This is a genomic window from Cytobacillus oceanisediminis, from assembly GCF_003182355.1.
In the GTDB taxonomy this organism is placed as follows: Bacteria; Bacillota; Bacilli; order Bacillales; family Cytobacillaceae; genus Cytobacillus; species Cytobacillus oceanisediminis_A.
The window spans coordinates 1-17,252 of record NZ_QGTW01000015.1 but is presented as its reverse complement, the minus strand read 5'-3'; the positions used below and the strand labels follow the sequence as shown (position 1 = coordinate 17,252).

15 protein-coding genes, 1 rRNA gene and 3 pseudogenes are annotated in these 17,252 nt (G+C 38.4%); 10 read left to right on the top strand and 9 right to left on the bottom strand.

The features are described from left to right. The first annotated feature begins 79 nt into the window (after nt 1–79). From DFO73_RS22580 to DFO73_RS22560, 5 genes and pseudogenes are all read left to right on the top strand, one after another. A complete protein-coding gene (locus DFO73_RS22580) occupies nt 80–700 on the top strand; it encodes a LysE/ArgO family amino acid transporter (protein ID WP_110066959.1) in 621 nt (206 codons plus the stop codon). Between the two features lie 205 nt (nt 701–905). Next, a pseudogene (locus DFO73_RS29875) lies at nt 906–1,405 on the top strand (hypothetical protein). Nucleotides 1,406–1,473: 68 nt separating this feature from the next. Continuing rightward, nucleotides 1,474–2,046: a bifunctional transcriptional activator/DNA repair enzyme AdaA gene (locus DFO73_RS22570; protein ID WP_110066958.1), complete on the top strand. Its 573-nt coding sequence runs from the start codon at nt 1,474–1,476 to the stop codon at nt 2,044–2,046. After that, a complete protein-coding gene (locus DFO73_RS22565) occupies nt 2,033–2,950 on the top strand; it encodes a DNA-3-methyladenine glycosylase family protein (protein WP_110066957.1) in 918 nt (305 codons plus the stop codon). The genes DFO73_RS22570 and DFO73_RS22565 overlap by 14 nt, the downstream gene beginning before the upstream one ends. Beyond that, the gene (locus DFO73_RS22560; protein ID WP_110066956.1) at nt 2,934–3,422 is read left to right on the top strand and encodes a methylated-DNA--[protein]-cysteine S-methyltransferase; all 489 of its coding nucleotides are present in this window, start codon (nt 2,934–2,936) and stop codon (nt 3,420–3,422) included. Before DFO73_RS22565 ends, DFO73_RS22560 begins: the two co-directional genes overlap by 17 nt. Nucleotides 3,423–3,586: 164 nt before the next feature. Here DFO73_RS22560 and DFO73_RS22555 read toward each other — a convergent pair. The 5 genes and pseudogenes from DFO73_RS22555 to ahpC form a co-directional block, all read right to left on the bottom strand. Beyond that, nucleotides 3,587–4,310: pseudogene (locus DFO73_RS22555) on the bottom strand (DUF421 domain-containing protein). Nucleotides 4,311–4,367: 57 nt separating this feature from the next. Continuing rightward, nucleotides 4,368–5,072, bottom strand: a complete 705-nt coding sequence (locus DFO73_RS22550; RefSeq protein ID WP_110066955.1) for a DUF421 domain-containing protein — start codon at nt 5,070–5,072, stop codon at nt 4,368–4,370. Between the two features lie 316 nt (nt 5,073–5,388). After that, nucleotides 5,389–5,784, bottom strand: a complete 396-nt coding sequence (locus DFO73_RS22545) for a (deoxy)nucleoside triphosphate pyrophosphohydrolase (protein WP_110066954.1) — start codon at nt 5,782–5,784, stop codon at nt 5,389–5,391. Nucleotides 5,785–6,018: 234 nt separating this feature from the next. Beyond that, nucleotides 6,019–7,548: an alkyl hydroperoxide reductase subunit F gene (ahpF, locus tag DFO73_RS22540; protein ID WP_110066953.1), complete on the bottom strand. Its 1,530-nt coding sequence runs from the start codon at nt 7,546–7,548 to the stop codon at nt 6,019–6,021. A 14-nt stretch (nt 7,549–7,562) separates the two neighbouring features. After that, a complete protein-coding gene (gene ahpC, locus DFO73_RS22535; protein ID WP_110066952.1) occupies nt 7,563–8,126 on the bottom strand; it encodes an alkyl hydroperoxide reductase subunit C in 564 nt (187 codons plus the stop codon). Between the two features lie 763 nt (nt 8,127–8,889). On the opposite strand from ahpC, the gene DFO73_RS22530 reads away from it, so the two are divergent. After that, a complete protein-coding gene (locus DFO73_RS22530; RefSeq protein ID WP_110066951.1) occupies nt 8,890–9,231 on the top strand; it encodes a zinc ribbon domain-containing protein YjdM in 342 nt (113 codons plus the stop codon). Between the two features lie 51 nt (nt 9,232–9,282). Here the strand turns inward: DFO73_RS22530 and DFO73_RS22525 are convergent, their stop codons facing one another. Further along, the gene (locus DFO73_RS22525; protein ID WP_110066950.1) at nt 9,283–9,735 is read right to left on the bottom strand and encodes a DUF305 domain-containing protein; all 453 of its coding nucleotides are present in this window, start codon (nt 9,733–9,735) and stop codon (nt 9,283–9,285) included. Nucleotides 9,736–10,142: 407 nt separating this feature from the next. Between DFO73_RS22525 and DFO73_RS22515 the strand changes: the two genes are divergently transcribed. Next, a complete protein-coding gene (locus DFO73_RS22515; protein WP_110066948.1) occupies nt 10,143–11,771 on the top strand; it encodes an ATP-binding protein in 1,629 nt (542 codons plus the stop codon). 573 nt (nt 11,772–12,344) lie between these two features. Here the strand turns inward: DFO73_RS22515 and DFO73_RS22510 are convergent. Together DFO73_RS22510 and DFO73_RS22505 are read right to left on the bottom strand one after the other, a co-directional pair. Further along, nucleotides 12,345–13,179, bottom strand: a pseudogene (locus DFO73_RS22510) (aldo/keto reductase). Between the two features lie 17 nt (nt 13,180–13,196). Beyond that, nucleotides 13,197–14,393 carry an MFS transporter gene (locus DFO73_RS22505; RefSeq protein WP_110066947.1) on the bottom strand — a complete coding sequence of 399 codons (1,197 nt, stop codon included), beginning with the start codon at nt 14,391–14,393 and terminating at the stop codon, nt 13,197–13,199. A gap of 299 nt (nt 14,394–14,692) precedes the next feature. Here DFO73_RS22505 and DFO73_RS22500 point away from each other — a divergent pair, with 299 nt between their 5' ends. Next, nucleotides 14,693–15,022, top strand: a complete 330-nt coding sequence (locus tag DFO73_RS22500) for a winged helix-turn-helix transcriptional regulator (RefSeq protein WP_110066946.1) — start codon at nt 14,693–14,695, stop codon at nt 15,020–15,022. Nucleotides 15,023–15,437: 415 nt separating this feature from the next. Here DFO73_RS22500 and DFO73_RS22495 read toward each other — a convergent pair whose 3' ends face one another. Next, a complete protein-coding gene (locus DFO73_RS22495; RefSeq protein WP_110066945.1) occupies nt 15,438–15,767 on the bottom strand; it encodes a hypothetical protein in 330 nt (109 codons plus the stop codon). A gap of 135 nt (nt 15,768–15,902) precedes the next feature. On the opposite strand from DFO73_RS22495, the gene DFO73_RS22490 reads away from it, so the two are divergent. After that, nucleotides 15,903–16,841, top strand: coding sequence for an alpha/beta hydrolase (locus DFO73_RS22490; protein ID WP_110066944.1), 939 nt, complete (start codon nt 15,903–15,905; stop codon nt 16,839–16,841). Between the two features lie 346 nt (nt 16,842–17,187). Beyond that, nucleotides 17,188–17,252 (top strand): 16S ribosomal RNA (locus DFO73_RS22485); the annotation flags it as partial.

The window sequence follows — 17,252 nt, the reverse complement described above, 5'->3', positions numbered from 1 at the left end:
TTGGATAGATTCCCATCCAATTGGTTGGAGACATATTGGTCATCCTTCGCTATGCTAGATAAGAAGAGGGGGAATCATAGTGGAACCATTATTTCATGGAATGATATTGGCATTTGGATTAATCTTACCTTTAGGAGTTCAAAATGTATTTGTATTTAATCAAGGAGCGACACACAACAAATTCACCAATGCTTTACCTGCAATTATTACAGCAGGAGTTTGTGATACAATACTGATTTATTTGGCTGTGGCCGGGGTATCCATTATTGTTTTTAGTTTTGAATGGTTAAAGATTTTGTTATTTTTAGTAGGATTCTTTTTCTTAGCCTATATGGGTTGGATTATGTGGAAAAACACACCCGAAATAAACGCTAATCAAGAACAACATCGTTTTTCTGCACGTCGCCAGGTTACTTTTGCTGCTTCTGTCTCATTACTTAATCCTCATGCTATTATGGATACTATTGGCGTTATAGGAACTAGTTCATTGGCTTATACAGGATATGAGAAATGGGTGTTTACCGTGGCTTGTATAATGATTTCTTGGATCTGGTTCTTTTCCTTAGCGATTTCTGGCAGAAAGATTGGTCAATTTGATAAAAATGGTAAGTTCTTAAAACATATGAACCAAGTTTCCGCACTTATTATATGGGTTATGGCTATTTATATGGGATATCAACTGTATTCATTAGTAAATTAACATGAACTTTAGGATGCTTTACCATAAATGCAAAGTGAACCGTATCATAAGTAAATGAGGTTTTTCTAATAGACATTAGAAGTGGAGCATAATATTGCTTTACTTTTTTCTTGTATTAAAGACAGACCATAATAGCAAGATTGAGGACGAAATAGAGGTCGATTACTTGTTAAAATGGGTCCAATAAATAGTAGGAGGAAATAAAATGAACAAGATTAAGGTATTCAATGAGATGCATTCTTCACAGGCAACTTTATTTCTAGGAGCGCCTGGAATTGTCTTTCTGCCTCAGCTCTTGAAAAGGCAGGATTCAAAGCAATTGGTACGACCAGCGGGTATCAATATTGAAGATTCATTGAAAAAATCAAATGGATTAAGAGAGGCTTCACAGAACTATAAACTATTGGAAAAAATAAGAATAGCGTTAGATCGACATGGTTATAAAGGTTTTTATATTAACGCCAGAACCGATACTTATTTTCAAAGGCAAAATCCTCTATTGGAAAAATTTTTGTTCCTGGTTTGAAGAAGGATGATGAGATTATAGAAATCACAATAAATATAAGTGCTCCTTTAAATGTATTATCCTTACCAGGACTAACAAAATGTATTAAGCTAAAAGAATTAGGTGTGAAACCTTTTAGTTTTGGAAACGCCCTATCTAATAAAATGATTGCATATTTAGAAAAGAATGTTGGTGAATGATTAAAGTTTATGGATACAGCCCATATGGATGAGAACTAGCACAAATGCAGGAAGGATAGTGGAGTGGCATGGTGACTAATATCAACCTTTCATTTGAAGAGATGTGGGAGAAAATCATCGCTTGTGATCGTAAATATGATGGGCTATTTTTCACGGCAGTAAAAACAACCAAAATATACTGTCGTCCTTCCTGTAGATCAAGGAAGCCCAAAAAAATAAATGTTGAATTTTACCACGATATGAATGAAGTTGAAAAAGCCGGGTATCGTCCTTGTAAAAGATGTCAGCCGGAAGTTGAGCAATCCCCTCATATTGAGCTTGTCAGAAATATCATTACGTTCCTGGTCAATCATTATAAACAAAATTTGATATTAAAAGATATAGCGGATGAAGTCGGCTTAAGTCCTTTTTATTTGGAACGCTTATTTAAACAAGAGACATCTGAGACGCCGCGTACTTATTTAGAAAAAATACGTATTGATAAAGCAGCCCACCTTCTAAAATGCACAGCCTTGACGAACCTTGAGATTTGCTATGAGGTGGGATTCCAGAGCCCTTCCAATTTTTATAAAGTGTTTCGAAACTTAAAAAACTGTTCACCTAGTGAATATCGAAAGGAACTCCTAAATGAATTGGATTGATCATGAAACCTATATGGAGATTTATCCTCCCAGGGAATTTAATTTTGAAGAGTGCTTAATTTTTTTAGGCAGGTCCAACAAGGAAGTTCTTCATCAAATTAAAGAGGGCTCTGTTTATAAACTAATAAAAGTTAAAGAATCTTTGATTTTATGTAAAATTGGATCCAACCATAATTCCATAAAGGTTGAATTCCCAATAAGCCCCCCATCGATTTACGCTCGCGATAAAGTGGCAGAGTATATTTGGGAATGGTTTGATTTGGATCAGGATTTAGAGGAATTTTATCAGGTGGCTAGTCAAGATAAAGTTTTACAAACACTTGCCCACAAATATTATGGATTACGGATTATGTGCATTCCTGATTTATTTGAAGCAATAGTATGGGCGATAATGGGACAGCAAATTAATTTAACATTCGCTTATACATTAAAGAGACGCTTCGTCGAACAATATGGCGAAAGTCTAACTTTCAAAGGAGAAACGTTTTGGTTATTCCCCTCATTTGAAAAAATAACTTCAATAAAGGTGGAGGATTTAAGGAAACTTCAATTTCCTATTAGGAAGGCTGAATATATCCTTGACATCGCTAAAGCTATGACAAAAGGAGAATTATCAAAAGAATTATTGCTCCAGAAACAGGATGATCAGGAAGTACGAAAATCATTAATGATGATAAGAGGTATCGGAGCATGGACGGCAGATTATGTAATGATGAAATGCCTGCACTATACAGCTTCCTTCCCAATTGCGGATGTTGGCCTTCATAATGCATTAAAGAATCTATTAGGACTTGAGAAGAAACCGACTATAGTAGAAATAGAAGAATATGCAGCAGGCTGGGGAGGCTGGCAGGCGTATGCTACCTTTTATCTTTGGAGGTCCTTATATGACAAAAAGGTATAAATTAGACTATCAATCACCGATTGGTGTGATAAAAATAATGGGTACTCATGAAGCCATCAGTTCAATTTTGTTCTCTGAGGAGTGTAAAAAGGCCAATTTTTTAGACGCTGAAACTCCTCAGGTTATGGCAGAATGCTATAACCAACTTGACGAATATTTTAAAGGCGGTCGCTATGAATTTACATTCCCTTATAAATGTGAAGGGACTGCTTTTCAAAAAACAGTATGGAATGCTTTAATAGAAATCCCCTACGCGGAAACAGGGTCCTATAAGGATATTGCCGTTTCTATAGGAAATGAAAAAGCCATCAGAGCTGTAGGGAGTGCAAATGGGAAAAACAAGTTAAGCATTGTCATTCCTTGTCACAGAGTAATCGGTTCAAATGGGAAATTAACCGGTTATGCAGGAGGTCTATGGAGAAAAGAATGGCTGCTTCAACATGAGAGATCTTTTAAAAAGGAACATAAGTAGATGTTAAGAACTCTTAAGTACCTCATTTAGACCTGTTAGGGGGGACCGTACCATAAATAGGAAAAAATTTTTGTACGGTGAATTTTATTTATCAGGAACTTTGGAATAACTAGCTAGCGTTCGGGTTGATTTAGACTGTATTTCTAATTTGATCAATAACAAAGTTAGTGGTTTATTGGTGGGATTGTTATATTACTTTCATCTTTCAAAGAAATATGTAGCTCAAGATTTTTATTTATTGAAGCAAAAAAAACATCCTTAATATCAATAATTCCTTGATGGGATAATTGCTGTTTTATCCATGCTTCATTAAGACTAATCCCTCAGGATATTTGAGTAAATTGTTCCTTCAACAATAACAGGAAAGGAAATCGTAGATGTTGTTTTTTCAATTTTCATATCTTCTAACGTAACTGAATTTTTGTGTGGTTTTTTTAATACGCTTAAAGCCCCATTTGCTTCGACAATTGCTGTTTCAACTTCATTAATCTCAAAAATATTTTTTCCCCTAAGCATTTGAAGTATATTATCAATCGAATAACGTATTTTTTTAAGGTTTTTATTAAGAAATTTTCCATTTTGAATAATAACAGTTGGTTCAAATGTAAGTAATCTTCCTATTTTTCGATTGGAAATTTTCCATATTGCCACAACCCTTTGCAGAATTCCAATCCCAATTATAGCAATTGCAGTTGGGAGATGTTTAATACTAGGGTCAGCGATATCGGCTCCAACAACAGCTCCCAATGTGACGATAATTAAAAAGTCAAATATAGGCAACTCTCCAATTGCTCGCTTTCCCATAAATAAGGTGATAAATAATAGCAAGGGTAAAATAGTAATTATTCTCCCAAGAACCAAGAGTATTTCTTTAATAAATTCAAACATTTTCCCACCACTTTCTAACCTTTTTAATTTTTATAAAAATATTGTTTCGGAAGATATTTAGCTAGGGAAATTTTGATACTGGACTGGTTTATAAGGAATAACAATTATCCCATCGTTTTCTAACCATTCAGCAAAAAGGACGTTTTCAATTTTACTAATGCCCTTGGCTATTAACTGGTTTGTTAGCCAATGATCATCTTTGTTTATTTGTTCCAAATTTTCTTTAATTAATTCCCCGTCTTTAATTAGTGTTATGGGTAGATAAACAGCGTGATTAGGCATATTAAAGTCTTTTAAGGTTGTTTTTTGATATTTTGATTTTTTTAATACACTGATGGAGCCATTCGATTCAATCAGTGCAAATGCTACTTCTCGAATGGAGAAAATCTCACTTTGGCGAAGTAAACTTTGAAGTTGATTAATGTTCATACGACTCTTTTTTAACTGTTCAAAGTCAATCTGACCATTTCGAATAACTACTGAAGGTTTACCTTCGAACATTTGTCTCAATAATAGAGATTTTTGAGCAAGGTAATCAACTAAAAATAATAAAGCTCCCCATATAATTAAAGTGAATAACATATGAGTAATAGGTACATTTTTTTCATAGACAGCATTTCCTAACAACTCGCTTAAGACAATTGCTGAAATAAAATGAAATGGAGTATACTGGTCAATTAATTTTTTTCCTATAATTCTAACTAGGAGAAATAGCAAAAAGAATCCTATAACTAACTTAATAGACATTTGTAATAGTTCCACGTTAATCCCCTCATATAATATTTATAAAATTTAAAAATGGTATACTATCATCTTTTCCAAGATTTAATCGAACAATACATATTCATTAAAAATTTAGATTGTAAGAGACAGAATAATCTAGATATAAATAGTTTATATTCAAAATAAATATGTGTTTAGGTGAATATTCGGTGAACCGTATCATAGGTGATTTTAATTATAGTTGATAGGAGCGCCGCTATACGTACCTATTAATTGGTACGTTTTTTTATCGTTTATAAGTTTAAAAAGCGACACTGTAAATTTGTTAACTATGCAACAGGAATTCAAGGAAACCCTATTTTTCATTCATCAACTGATCAACAGCTGGCACATCCGCAGGAGCCCATACCAACGAGCAAAGATTTTCTCTTCTCAGCCAGATCAGCTTAGAGTGCTCACTCGGAGCTGGAGTGCCTTTGACAATCCTGCATTTGATGGAAATGAGGTTAATTACGAAGGTTTCGTATTCATGGATATTGTCATGGAAAAGCTCTGCGATTTCAATCTTACAGCCTAATTCCTCGTCAATTTCTCTTTTTAATGCAGAGTATAGATCCTCACCTTGTTCTACTTTTCCGCCTGGGAACTCCCACATATTAGGCATCGGCATATCTGGTGACCTGAGTGCGCAGAGGATTTCATTTTGGTCATTTTCAATAATAGCTGCGACAACTTTGAGTTCTTTTTTCAAAGGCGGTCCTCCTCATTACTGTATATGTGTTCTATGATATCACTTTTAGGCGGCGGCTAAAAATGCGCCTGGTTACAGACTTTTTAAAGGTTCAATCAAACGTTTGATTGAATTTCATATACATAAGAAAAGCCGCTTCTGTCAATAGGCAGTAAGCGGCTTTTTGTGAATGAAGGGTAACATGTCAAAACGATTAATGATAGGTAATAGTAATGTTTCGATGAGTTATTCAAATTAATTTCGGATCAGGTAGTCAAAGGCTCCCAGAGCTGCAGTTGCTCCAGATCCCATGGAGATGATGATTTGCTTGTAAGCACTGTCTGTACAATCTCCAGCAGCAAATACGCCAGGGATGCTTGTAGCGCCGTGTTTATCCACAACGATTTCGCCGAAGCGAGTTCGCTCGATCTGATCGTCTAACCAATCAGTGTTAGGAACGAGGCCGATTTGGACGAATACACCTTGCAGTTCAACGTGGTGAACTTTTTCTGTCTCGCGATCCATGTATGAAATACCGTTTACTTTGTCAGTACCGGTGATTTCTGTTGTTTGAGCGTTTGTTATAACGGTTACGTTAGGCAGGCTGTGAAGGCGTTCTTGTAGAACGGCATCAGCTTTCAATTCCGGATTGAATTCGAGAACGGTTACGTGCTTTACAATCCCTGCAAGGTCGATGGCGGCTTCAACACCGGAGTTACCGCCGCCGATAACAGCTACATCTTTACCTTCAAACAATGGACCATCACAGTGAGGGCAGTAAGCAACACCTTTATTCTTGAATTCTGCTTCGCCGGGTACGCCAACGTTTCTCCAGCGTGCACCAGTTGAAAGGATGACTGTTTTACTTTTTAAAATCGCACCGTTTTCGAGTTCGATCTCAACAAGGTCTTTCTTCTTAAGGCTCTTGGCACGCTGCAGGTTCATGACATCAATGCCATAATCCTTAACGTGTTCTTCAAGGCTTGCTACAAGCTTAGGACCTTCTGTGTGCTTCACGCTGATAAAGTTTTCTATGCCCAATGTATCCATAACTTGTCCGCCGAAGCGTTCAGCAACGATGCCTGTACGGATTCCTTTGCGTGCCGTATAAATTGCTGCACTTGCTCCTGCAGGGCCGCCGCCGATGACAAGTACATCATATGGACCTTTATCAGCGAATTCTGATGCATCAGGGCCAGTTCCCATTTTGGCAAGAATTTCTTCGAGGCTCATGCGGCCGCTGCCGAATTTTTCGCCATTTAGGAAAACAGTTGGCACTGCCATGATCTGTTTGGCGTCAACTTCCTCTTTGAAAGCAGCACCATCGATCATGGTATGTGAAATATTAGGGTTTAGAATGCTCATTACGTTTAGAGCTTGTACCACATCAGGGCAGTTGTGGCAGCTTAAGCTGACATAAGTCTCAAAATGATATTCTCCCTTAATATTTTTCACCTGGTCAATGACTTTTTGATCAACCTTAGGTGCTCTTCCGCTAACTTGAAGCAGAGCAAGCACTAAGGAAGTAAACTCATGTCCAAGAGGGATTCCGGCAAATGTAATTCCAGTATCTTCCCCTGGGTGATTCACACTGAAGCTTGGCGTTCTCTGCAACTCTGCGTGCTCAACTTTAATTTGGGAGGACATCGCGGCCAATTCGTCCACTAAAGCCAGCATGTCGCTGGATACTTTATCAGATCCAGCGCTGACTTTAAGAAGGATATCGCCCTCCATCATTTGAAGATATTGAGCTAATTGTGCTTTTATATCTGCATCAAATAACATGTTTATCTTGCTCCTTAAATTTTACCTACAAGGTCAAGGCTTGGCTTAAGTGTTTCAGATCCTTCTTTCCACTTAGCCGGGCAAACTTCCCCTGGGTTATTACGTACATATTGAGCTGCTTTAAGCTTGCTTACAACTTGGCTTGCGTCACGGCCGATACCGCCAGCGTTGATTTCAACAGTTTGGATAACGCCATCTGGATCGATGATGAATGTACCGCGTTCAGCTAGTCCTTCTTCTTCGTTTAGGACATCAAAGTTGCGGGATAGTTTTTGGTTAGGGTCACCGATCATTACGTATTCAATCTTGCCGATTGTCTCTGAATTATCGTGCCAAGCTTTGTGAGTGAAATGTGTATCAGTTGAAACTGAATAAACTTCAGCTCCCATTTCTTTTAAAGTTGCATATTCGTTTTGAAGGTCTTCTAATTCAGTAGGACATACGAATGTGAAATCTGCTGGGTAGAAGCAAACTACGCTCCACTTGCCTTTGAAGTTTTCTTCGGAAACGTCGATGAAATCACCGTTATGGTAAGCTTTTGCTGAGAATGGTAGAACTTCTTTACCGATTAATGCCATGATAAAATTCCTCCTTGAATGGGTTGAGTGATTTGATTATTAATTAAACAGTAAACTATTTAATAATAATTCTAATTCGGTAATTATTATCATATAGTATGTATTATTTTGTCAAGGGGTAAGTTTTCTAAAATAGTGCTGTTTTTTGCGGAAATAAAAGGAGATTTTCATTTCGGCTTACATAATTTCTTGTCATCCAGTTGATAGAAAAGTTTTCTGAGGCAGATCCAAATTGTAGAGAAAGTGCTTGGAGCAGGGGGCATCGCTTTGTTAAGGAGGGACTGTTTCTTTATTTTTAGGAAATAAAGATCATTTCTAAAATGATTACGTTAAAAAAATTTAGTCTAATATTACATCCTATAATCTCAACTAATATGTTTTTTTATTAATAATTGAGAATAGTCAATTTGGCCAGGAACATTGAAGGTCTCCGTGTACGACAATAAAAAGGCCAAAGGCTGCTATCTGCTTATAATTTTGTTTTAGCATCAAACCTAGGTCTTACCAAAGGGAGCAATACAAGAAGTAACGGCGTAATGGAGCCCATAATTACGGCAGAACGGTTTACTATTATGAAGCATTTTGTATTAGTGATAAATTCTTGTTTAATACCTTTGAAATACTGGATTTAGCTGTTTTCATTTAAAAACCCAAACTTGAATTTTCCAATGAAGGGAGAGCTATACATGCTTGGGGAGCTTATCAAAAGGCTCCCATTTAATTATAATAGGGTGAAACTATATCAAGTGTGGAGGAAAAGGAAATGTCTAATTTGCCAAATTGCCCGAAGTGCAGCTCGGAGTATACGTATGAGGATGGAACACTGTTTGTATGTCCGGAGTGTGCGCATGAGTGGACAGCGGAGACAGAAGCAGAAAGTCGTGAGGATGAAAAGGTAATTAAGGATTCAAATGGCAATGTACTGAGGGACGGAGATACAGTATCGGTCATTAAGGATCTTAAAGTGAAAGGATCTTCTTCCGTTATTAAAATAGGGACTAAAGTGAAAAATATCCGCCTGGTTGATGGAGACCATGATATTGATTGTAAAATTGATGGCTTTGGTGCCATGAAGCTTAAGTCCGAGTTTGTAAAGAAGGTATAATAAAAACAGCCAGTTCTACTTGGGAGACTGGCTGTTTTTATGGAGGATATATTACTTTTCGTCTTCAAGATCCTCTATCAATTTCTTCATCTCGGTAATTTCTTTTCGCTGTGCTTTGATAATTTGGTCCGCAAGCTTTTGTACGCGCGGGTCTTTAATGTTGGCTCGCTCGCTTGTGAGGATGGCAATGGAGTGGTGCGGAATCATTGCTTTCATCCAGCCGGTATCATCAACGGTTGTTTGGCTGCGCACCAGCCAGAGGGAAACAGCAAACACAAGGGCGCTGCCGGCTAGAATCATCGCATTTATTTTTGTATTCTTGTACATTTTCCACATAAACAGCAGCATTACGACTGCCATCACCGATCCCATGATCAGTGACATGAACACTCTCGTTTGGCTGTAAAAGACATGATTAAATTGGAATACATTCAGAAACATAAGCCAATACATAATAAAAGTAGAAACGGCAATCATAGCCAGGAATTTCCCATATTGCTTCATTAATATTCCTCCTTAAATACTATAGTGCGTATAAATATCGACTTCCCCAGACAGGTGTCTTTCAAACGAAATCTAAAAAATAGAAGAGCCAGTACCTGTTAACAGGCACTGGCTCTTCTATTAAGGTTGCAATGAAAAAAGGTCTATTTTGCTTAGTTAACCGCCAGGCATTACCCGAATTCGAGGTTAATGATGCCGTTGATTCCTGAATAATACTGTGGATATTTTCTATTAATAATGACATAGATTTTGCTCCCTCTTATACTTTCTTTTTCCACCAGATAATTCAATGAATAGTAAAAAAGTTCCTGCTTAAAAAAGCCTAAAATAGATGTGGTAACAGTAACATCTCTGGTTTATGATAAAGATAGAATATTAAGAAATTGATAAATATAGGTGGGAGCCCGTTGATTCTTTTAGACTACATTGTGAATCTCTCAATGCTATCCTTAATGGTCAGTACACCATTAGTGATTCGTACCTTCATTAATCATAAGCCTCTTAAGTGGCTGCGTCTTTGGGCAGCCATATATGCAGGAGTTGTATCATCGGTTCTCGTGACTCTATCAGTTCAGGAAAAAGGGTATTCCTATGATATCCGTTATGCAGTAATCCTTTTAGTTTTTGCTTATCTTGGGCCAGTGCCGGGACTTGTTACAGGGAGTATTGCGCTGGTATCCCGATTAATGGCAAGTGAAAATTGGCTGCCGGCTATCGTTGGCTGGTTGGTCATCACCCTTGTTTTTACAGTCATAGATAAGTATGCTAAAAACCTCAAATTCATAAAGAAATGTATGATTCTATTGGGATCCTATATTATTTCCTATATTATTATTGTCCCGATCATTTTTAACGTATTTAGGGATAATCCTATTTTTCACCTTCAATATCTACTGTTTATTATTTTAGGTGTGCTTATTGGAGGATTGCTCATTGAGTCCTATGAAAGGCTGCATAGGATTATAAAGGAAAAAAAGATGATGGAAAAGTCGCTGGCAGAAAGCGAATCAAAATACCGGCTCATCGCGGAGAATACATCTGACCTTATTGTTGTACTGGACAAGGAGCAATCAATTAGCTATTTCTCTCCATCTCATGAGCTGGTTTTAGGATACAAAGACTCAGAGCTTAAAAGGATGGACTTATATTGCATTCTACATTCTGCTGATGCGGACATGTTTGTTCAAATTATGAATAAGACATATGAAGACAATGTGGCTGCGGCAATGGAATTCCGCCTTAAGCATAAAGCGGGCCATTGGATTGATTTTGAATCGCGCTGCATGCCTGTTATGAATGAGAACCATGTGATCGAGCATATTGTTATGATCAGCAGAGATATTTCTGAACGCAAAAAAGCAGAGGAATTTCTCTTGCAGTCAGAAAAACTATCCATCGTTGGAGAGCTGGCAGCGGGAGTGGCGCATGAAATCCGCAATCCTCTTACAACGATTAAAGGATTCGTGCAGCTTTATAAAAGTGAAAATAGCCATATTGAATATAATGATTTGCTGCTAAATGAACTTGAGCGTATTGAAAACATCACAAGCGAAATGCTATCACTTGGAAAACCGCAGGCGATCCAAATGAACCGTGCAAATTTGCGGGAAATTATCGAGAATACAGTCGAGCTGCTATCTCCGCAAGCTAATATGAATGCTGTTCAATTTAATATAGTTCTTGAGGAGCCAGATTATTTTATCACATGCGAAAAGAACCAAATCAAACAGGTCTTCCTGAATATTTTTAAGAATGCCATGGAGGCCATGCGTGATGGCGGGGACATTAGCATTCATTTGGGGCATAGGGCAGAAGGGGAGTGTATGGTTTCTGTTCAAGACCAGGGCTGCGGAATTCCGGAAGAACTGCTTCCGCGTCTGGGTGAGCCTTTTTATTCCTTGAAAGAGAAGGGAACAGGGCTTGGATTGATGATCTGCCATAAAATTATCAAGCAGCATAATGGCAGGATCTCTTATAAAAGCAATGTAAATGAGGGCACTTTGATAGAGATTACTTTGCCATTGGCAAGTGGATAGGAGATAGAGAAGTACCTGTTTCCAGATCTGCTTCTTTTCTTAATCAAGAAGGTATTCATTGAAAGTGTGGGGGTATTTAGATCCTTCATGCCTTTATAACCCTGAGATGGATGTTTATCTCCTTGTGAACTCTAATAAACAAGGCTATCTGGGGGAAGTGTCCGTTTTATATTCAGCATACTGAGGACAATATCCAAATTGGAATAAGCAGGGGGCGCTATTGCCTCCTGCTTTCATATATTTTATGGGACGCTTCAAAAGATGAATCCATAAGCTTCCTTTTGGAAAACCGAAATACAATAATCAGCATGGCAGCTGTGATCGGATAAACTGGAATCGAATAATCATGCTTTCGCCCTGTATATTAAAGCATGAATCTTTACAGTAAGCCATTCAAAAAAAAGCGAAAATCCACTCCAGCATAGAATGTACCAAACTGTTATCTTTCCATAACGTTCCCATCTATCATGGCCAAGTAAATTAATCTTATCATTTTAATGAGAAAAAGAGACGAGGCGTTCTGGGGAGCGTCTCGTTTCTATTAATAATTGAAAGGGATTTTGTAAAGTTTTTTTAGAAATCGAAATGGTCAGGATCTGGTCCAACACGTAAATCCTCATTTAAGGAATCGATAAGGTTCATGTCTTCATCAGATAGCGCAAATCCAAATAAATCGGCATTTTCTTTGATTCGATGTGCATTCGTTGATTTGGGGATAATGATTATATCGTTTTGCTGGTGCCATCTTAAAATAATTTGAGCAACGGATTTTCCATGCTTTTTAGCGAGTCCGTTCAGAATTTCGTTTTCAAATAATCTGCCTTGCATTAATGGGGCCCATGCTTCGATTTGCATGTCATGCCGGGCAGCGAAGGAGCGGAGTTCTTGTTGAGATAAATTTTGGGTGCAATTCAATTTGATTGATCATCGGTTTAATTTCTGCTGTTTTTAATAACTTTTCAAGATGGTGTACCTGAAAGTTGCTTACGCCAATGGCTTTTATTTTGCCATCCCTATGCAACTGCTCAAGCGCTCTCCAAGTGTCAGGATATTTTCCTTCGACAGGCCAATGGATTAAATAGAGATCCAGGTATTCCAGCCCCATTTTCTCCATAGAAGTGTTAAAAGCTTGAAGTGTTTCTTCATAGCCTTGGTCTGCATTCCACACTTTTGATGTGATAAAAAGTTCCCCTCTATTGAGTCCTGACTGGCGAACAGCTTTGCCTACCCATTCTTCGTTGCCATAAATGGACGCAGTGTCGAAGCTGCGATATCCAGTTTCAATGGCTGCTTTAACCGCAGTTAAAAGCTCTTTTTCATTTTCTACTTTAAATACGCCCAGGCCGATCTTTGGCATTTTTATTCCATTTGCAAGTGTAACAGTACTTGTTAAAGATACTTTGTTCATTTCAGACACTCCTTTAATTAGTTGGATTTCTCAAACTTTCTCAGTAAGCCGGTTAATAATACTGCCCCTAATACCATTACAGCGCCAATCCAAGGTGTGTGAATAAGCCCGATTGAATCGACAATGAGACCGCCGACAAATGAACCGATAGCAATTCCGATGTTGAAGGCAGCAATGTTTAAGGCAGAAGCGACGTTGACAGCAGATGGTACATATTTTTCAGCCAGGTTTACAACAAGAACTTGAAGGCCTGGCACATTCATGAACGCGAATAAGCCCATTAAGAAAATAGCGATAAGACCTAGTGCCTTAAAAGGTGCTGCAAAGGTTAGCAGGACCAGAATAATGGCTTGCAGGACGAACATCCAGAACAAAGCCTTTAAGGGATTTTTATCAGAAGCTTTACCGCCAATGACATTTCCGATAGCTACCGCGACGCCGTAGGCAAGCAAAATGATGCTGACCCATTTAGGGCTAAAGCCTGTCACGTCTTCCAGAAGCGGAGTCAGGTACGTAAATGCCACAAAGGTTCCTCCGTATCCAAGGGCCGTAATGCTAAATGCTAAAAGCAGTTTTTCGCTGCCTAATATTTTCAGCTGTTCACTGAATTTGGAAGGCGGTGCTTCTTTAAGGTTTTTTGGAACCAGAATGGCACTAGAGATAATCCCGACTGCACCAAGCAGCGCCACTCCCCAGAAAGTAGCTCTCCAGCCGTACATTTGACCGATAAAAGTTCCCAAAGGAACGCCTGTAACGGTCGCAACGGTTAAGCCGGTGAACATAAAGGCAATCGCGCTGGCCCGTTTGTTTTCAGGAACTAAATCTGCGGCAATCGTGGAACCGATCGAGAAGAAGATTCCGTGTGAAAAGGCTGTGATAAAGCGTGCTGCTAGTAAAAGACTGAAAGACGTGGACATCGCTGCAACGGAATTCCCGACAATAAATAAAACCATTAAAGATATGAGTAAGGATTTTCGGTTCATTTTACTGGTCAAAGCCGTCAGAATAGGTGCCCCTATGGCGACTCCGACTGCATAACCGGAAATTAATAAGCCGGCTAGGGTAATCGATATTCCTAAATCATTGGACATGGTGGACAATAAACCGACGGGCACAAATTCTGTGGTACCAATTCCGAATGCGCTGATCGCCAGTGCGAGCAGGGCAGGAGTGCCGCCTTTTTCTTTTTGAGTATTTATTGCAATGGAACTCATATGAATGATTCCTCCTTATATTTAAAAAAGTTGATGAAGAAAAGACTTCATAGCCTGGCGCCATTTAAATTTTGGCTATGCTTCCTTGATGAATGTCATTATGAAGCATAAAAGATAAAGTGAATAGTACGTACTTTAAAGTGATATAGGCACTAAAAAGTACCCTATGGTCAATTTCACCATTTTGTTTCGTGCTTCCTTATGCTATTATGGATGGCATGCAATGAAATGAATAGTACGTACATTAAAGTAATTTAGGTACTTTTAAGTGCCTATACGATATAAAGGGAGGAATGAAGATGGCTTACAATATTCCTGTAGAAGCGACGCTCGATGTAATTGGGGGGAAGTGGAAAGTCGTCATCATGTGCCATTTGATTAAAGGAGAGAAAAGAACAAGCGAGCTAAAAAGGCTGATGCCTGGAATTACTCAAAAAATGCTGACCCAGCAGCTCCGTGAACTTGAATCAGATGGTGTTGTCAACCGTACTGTTTATGATCAGGTTCCTCCGAAGGTTGTCTACTCTTTAACAGATTACGGATGGTCTCTCCGTCCGATTCTGGATGCCATGTGCAGCTGGGGAGAAGGGCATATTGAACTTACAGGCGGGGAGCTTGTGGGACAATAATTATGTAAGGATTCGTTTGCAGGCTGCAGGCGGATCTTTTTTATTGTCTTTCTGCCAATTCGTTCGTTCATATGACGTCAACACATAGGGAAAAAATTAATTTAAAAGGGGAGGTGAAAATGAACCCCCGCTTTTTATGTGATTTATCTATAGGATTAAAAATTATCGGAATACCCAGGGGAATTAAGAAAAAATAAAAAAATGTACATATGGTCTTAAGATGAGCTCAGTATCGCTGGGGCACACTCTGTTGCCCGGTCCTTTATCACTAAACTCGGAACTATCAGGCTTATACCGAAAAGGGAGTACCAGATCCTTATATTCTATCTAAAATAAATTATTTTGATTCATGGTTTTATATACAGCCCCCTCGTTCTGAAATAAACAGCATTCTTCAAACTAAGGAATGTACAGATTAATTCTTTTTCTCCTTTATCTGTTCCCGGATGCTTTCAAGCTCCTCCAAAGACAGTGAACCCAGAGATTTCTTTATTTCTTCCTCGATTTGTTTTTTATTGTTTTCCCGATATTGATCCCACCACTCTCGAAGGCCTTCTGTATGAGTAAGAAGGTATTCGATATCGATTTCTTCAACTTCGTCATCTGACAGATAATTTAATACAGCAGCTAACATTCGATTTAGTTTAGCAATTTCATCTTCCTTTTTTTCGCTGGCCGGTGCAGGTCCTTCCGTATCCTTTACTTTTTCTTCTTCTTGACTGGCTGCGGCAGATTTCCGTGGCATGGCATATCCCTCCAAAAACATTTGAGATTTGCCTTTAGTATTGCTTAAAAGTCCTTATAGAATTAGCTTAAAAAAATGAACGTTTTTTCCGCATAAGCGTCTTATCATAAAAAGCATAAGTTTGGGGTGCTAAAGATGAAAGAACGTGATATTCAGTTTGAAACAGATGTAATTCTAAAGGGAACGGTAAGCCTGCCAGAGCAATCTGATGGGAAACTCCCGCTTGTCGTCATTTTTCATGGATCAGGGCCTGTTGACCGGGATGCCAATGTGAAGCATATGAAAATGAATGCTTATAAAATGCTCGCTGAATTTTTTACTTCATTTGGAGTAGCGGTACTTAGATATGACAAACGGGGAGCAGGCGAGAGCGGTGGCTGCTATTTTGAAACTGGCATGTGGGATTTGGTTTACGATGGTGCGGCTGCTGTTGGGGCAGCACGCGAGTTTCCGGAAATTGATCCCGAAAGAATTTTTCTGCTGGGGCATAGCGAAGGGTGCTCATTGATTCCTCCTATTAATAAGCAAGTAAACGCAGCAGGTATAATTCTTCTTGCCGGGCAAGCGGATAATGTGCGGAAAGCGTCTGAAATGCAGACAATGCTGCTTGAAAAGGAAGTAACCAAAATGAAAGGATTTAATGGTCTGTTGCTAAGAGCTTTAAAAGTGCACAAAACTACTGTTGCCAAACAAAAAAAGTTATTCGATGAAATGGTGGAGTCTGATGAGACGGTGATGAAAAAAGGCTTTACAAAGATTAACGCAAAATGGGCACGCGAACATTTTCAATATGAGATGGAAGAGGATTTGGCTGCCATTACTTGTCCGGTGCTAGCGATTACGGGAAATAAAGATGTCCAGGTGAATCCTGAACACGTGCGCCTTTTTCCTGAAAAAGTAAATGCACCTGCAGAGGCTTATAATGTAAGAGATATGAATCATCTTCTAAGAGATCAGGAAGAGCCTGTATCCATGATCAAGCTTAAATCTATTTATAAAAAAAGCCTCCATAAACCGCTGAGCCCTGAAATGCTATCTTTTATTAAGCAGTGGGCTGAAAAATATATTCTATAATAGAAGAAAAGGAGTGTGCTCCTTCAGTGTTGTAGTGTTATAAATAGGGCATGCACTTTTTTTATATTAGGTGTTGACTTTACCTATCAAATTATTGTAAGATAGTTTTTGTCGCTAAGAGGTAATCGCTCATCGGCAACAAAAAACTTTTAAATCTGCTGAATATCTAACAGAAAAAGTTGAAAAATGAAGTTGACTTCTTCGGAAGAAGATGATACAATGAATACCGTTGTCACTTCGAAAGAAGCTCAACAAAATAGTTCTTTGAAAACTAAACAAAGCAGAAACGTCAACGTTAATTCTTTAGTCTTTTATGAAAAGACAACTTATGAGCTTAATCAACTCTTATATGGAGAGTTTGATCCTGGCTCAGGACGAACGCTGGCGGCGTGCCTAATACATGCAAGTCGA

Coding starts and splice junctions, on each gene's coding strand:
- DFO73_RS22570 (WP_110066958.1), top strand. CDS start 1,474: ATGGTGACTAATATCAACCTTTCATTTGAAGAGATGTGGGAGAAAATC.
- DFO73_RS22565 (WP_110066957.1), top strand. CDS start 2,033: ATGAATTGGATTGATCATGAAACCTATATGGAGATTTATCCTCCCAGG.
- DFO73_RS22560 (WP_110066956.1), top strand. CDS start 2,934: ATGACAAAAAGGTATAAATTAGACTATCAATCACCGATTGGTGTGATA.
- ahpF (WP_110066953.1), bottom strand. CDS start 7,548: ATGTTATTTGATGCAGATATAAAAGCACAATTAGCTCAATATCTTCAA.
- ahpC (WP_110066952.1), bottom strand. CDS start 8,126: ATGGCATTAATCGGTAAAGAAGTTCTACCATTCTCAGCAAAAGCTTAC.
- DFO73_RS22530 (WP_110066951.1), top strand. CDS start 8,890: ATGTCTAATTTGCCAAATTGCCCGAAGTGCAGCTCGGAGTATACGTAT.
- DFO73_RS22525 (WP_110066950.1), bottom strand. CDS start 9,735: ATGAAGCAATATGGGAAATTCCTGGCTATGATTGCCGTTTCTACTTTT.
- DFO73_RS22505 (WP_110066947.1), bottom strand. CDS start 14,393: ATGAGTTCCATTGCAATAAATACTCAAAAAGAAAAAGGCGGCACTCCT.
- DFO73_RS22500 (WP_110066946.1), top strand. CDS start 14,693: ATGGCTTACAATATTCCTGTAGAAGCGACGCTCGATGTAATTGGGGGG.
- DFO73_RS22495 (WP_110066945.1), bottom strand. CDS start 15,767: ATGCCACGGAAATCTGCCGCAGCCAGTCAAGAAGAAGAAAAAGTAAAG.
- DFO73_RS22490 (WP_110066944.1), top strand. CDS start 15,903: ATGAAAGAACGTGATATTCAGTTTGAAACAGATGTAATTCTAAAGGGA.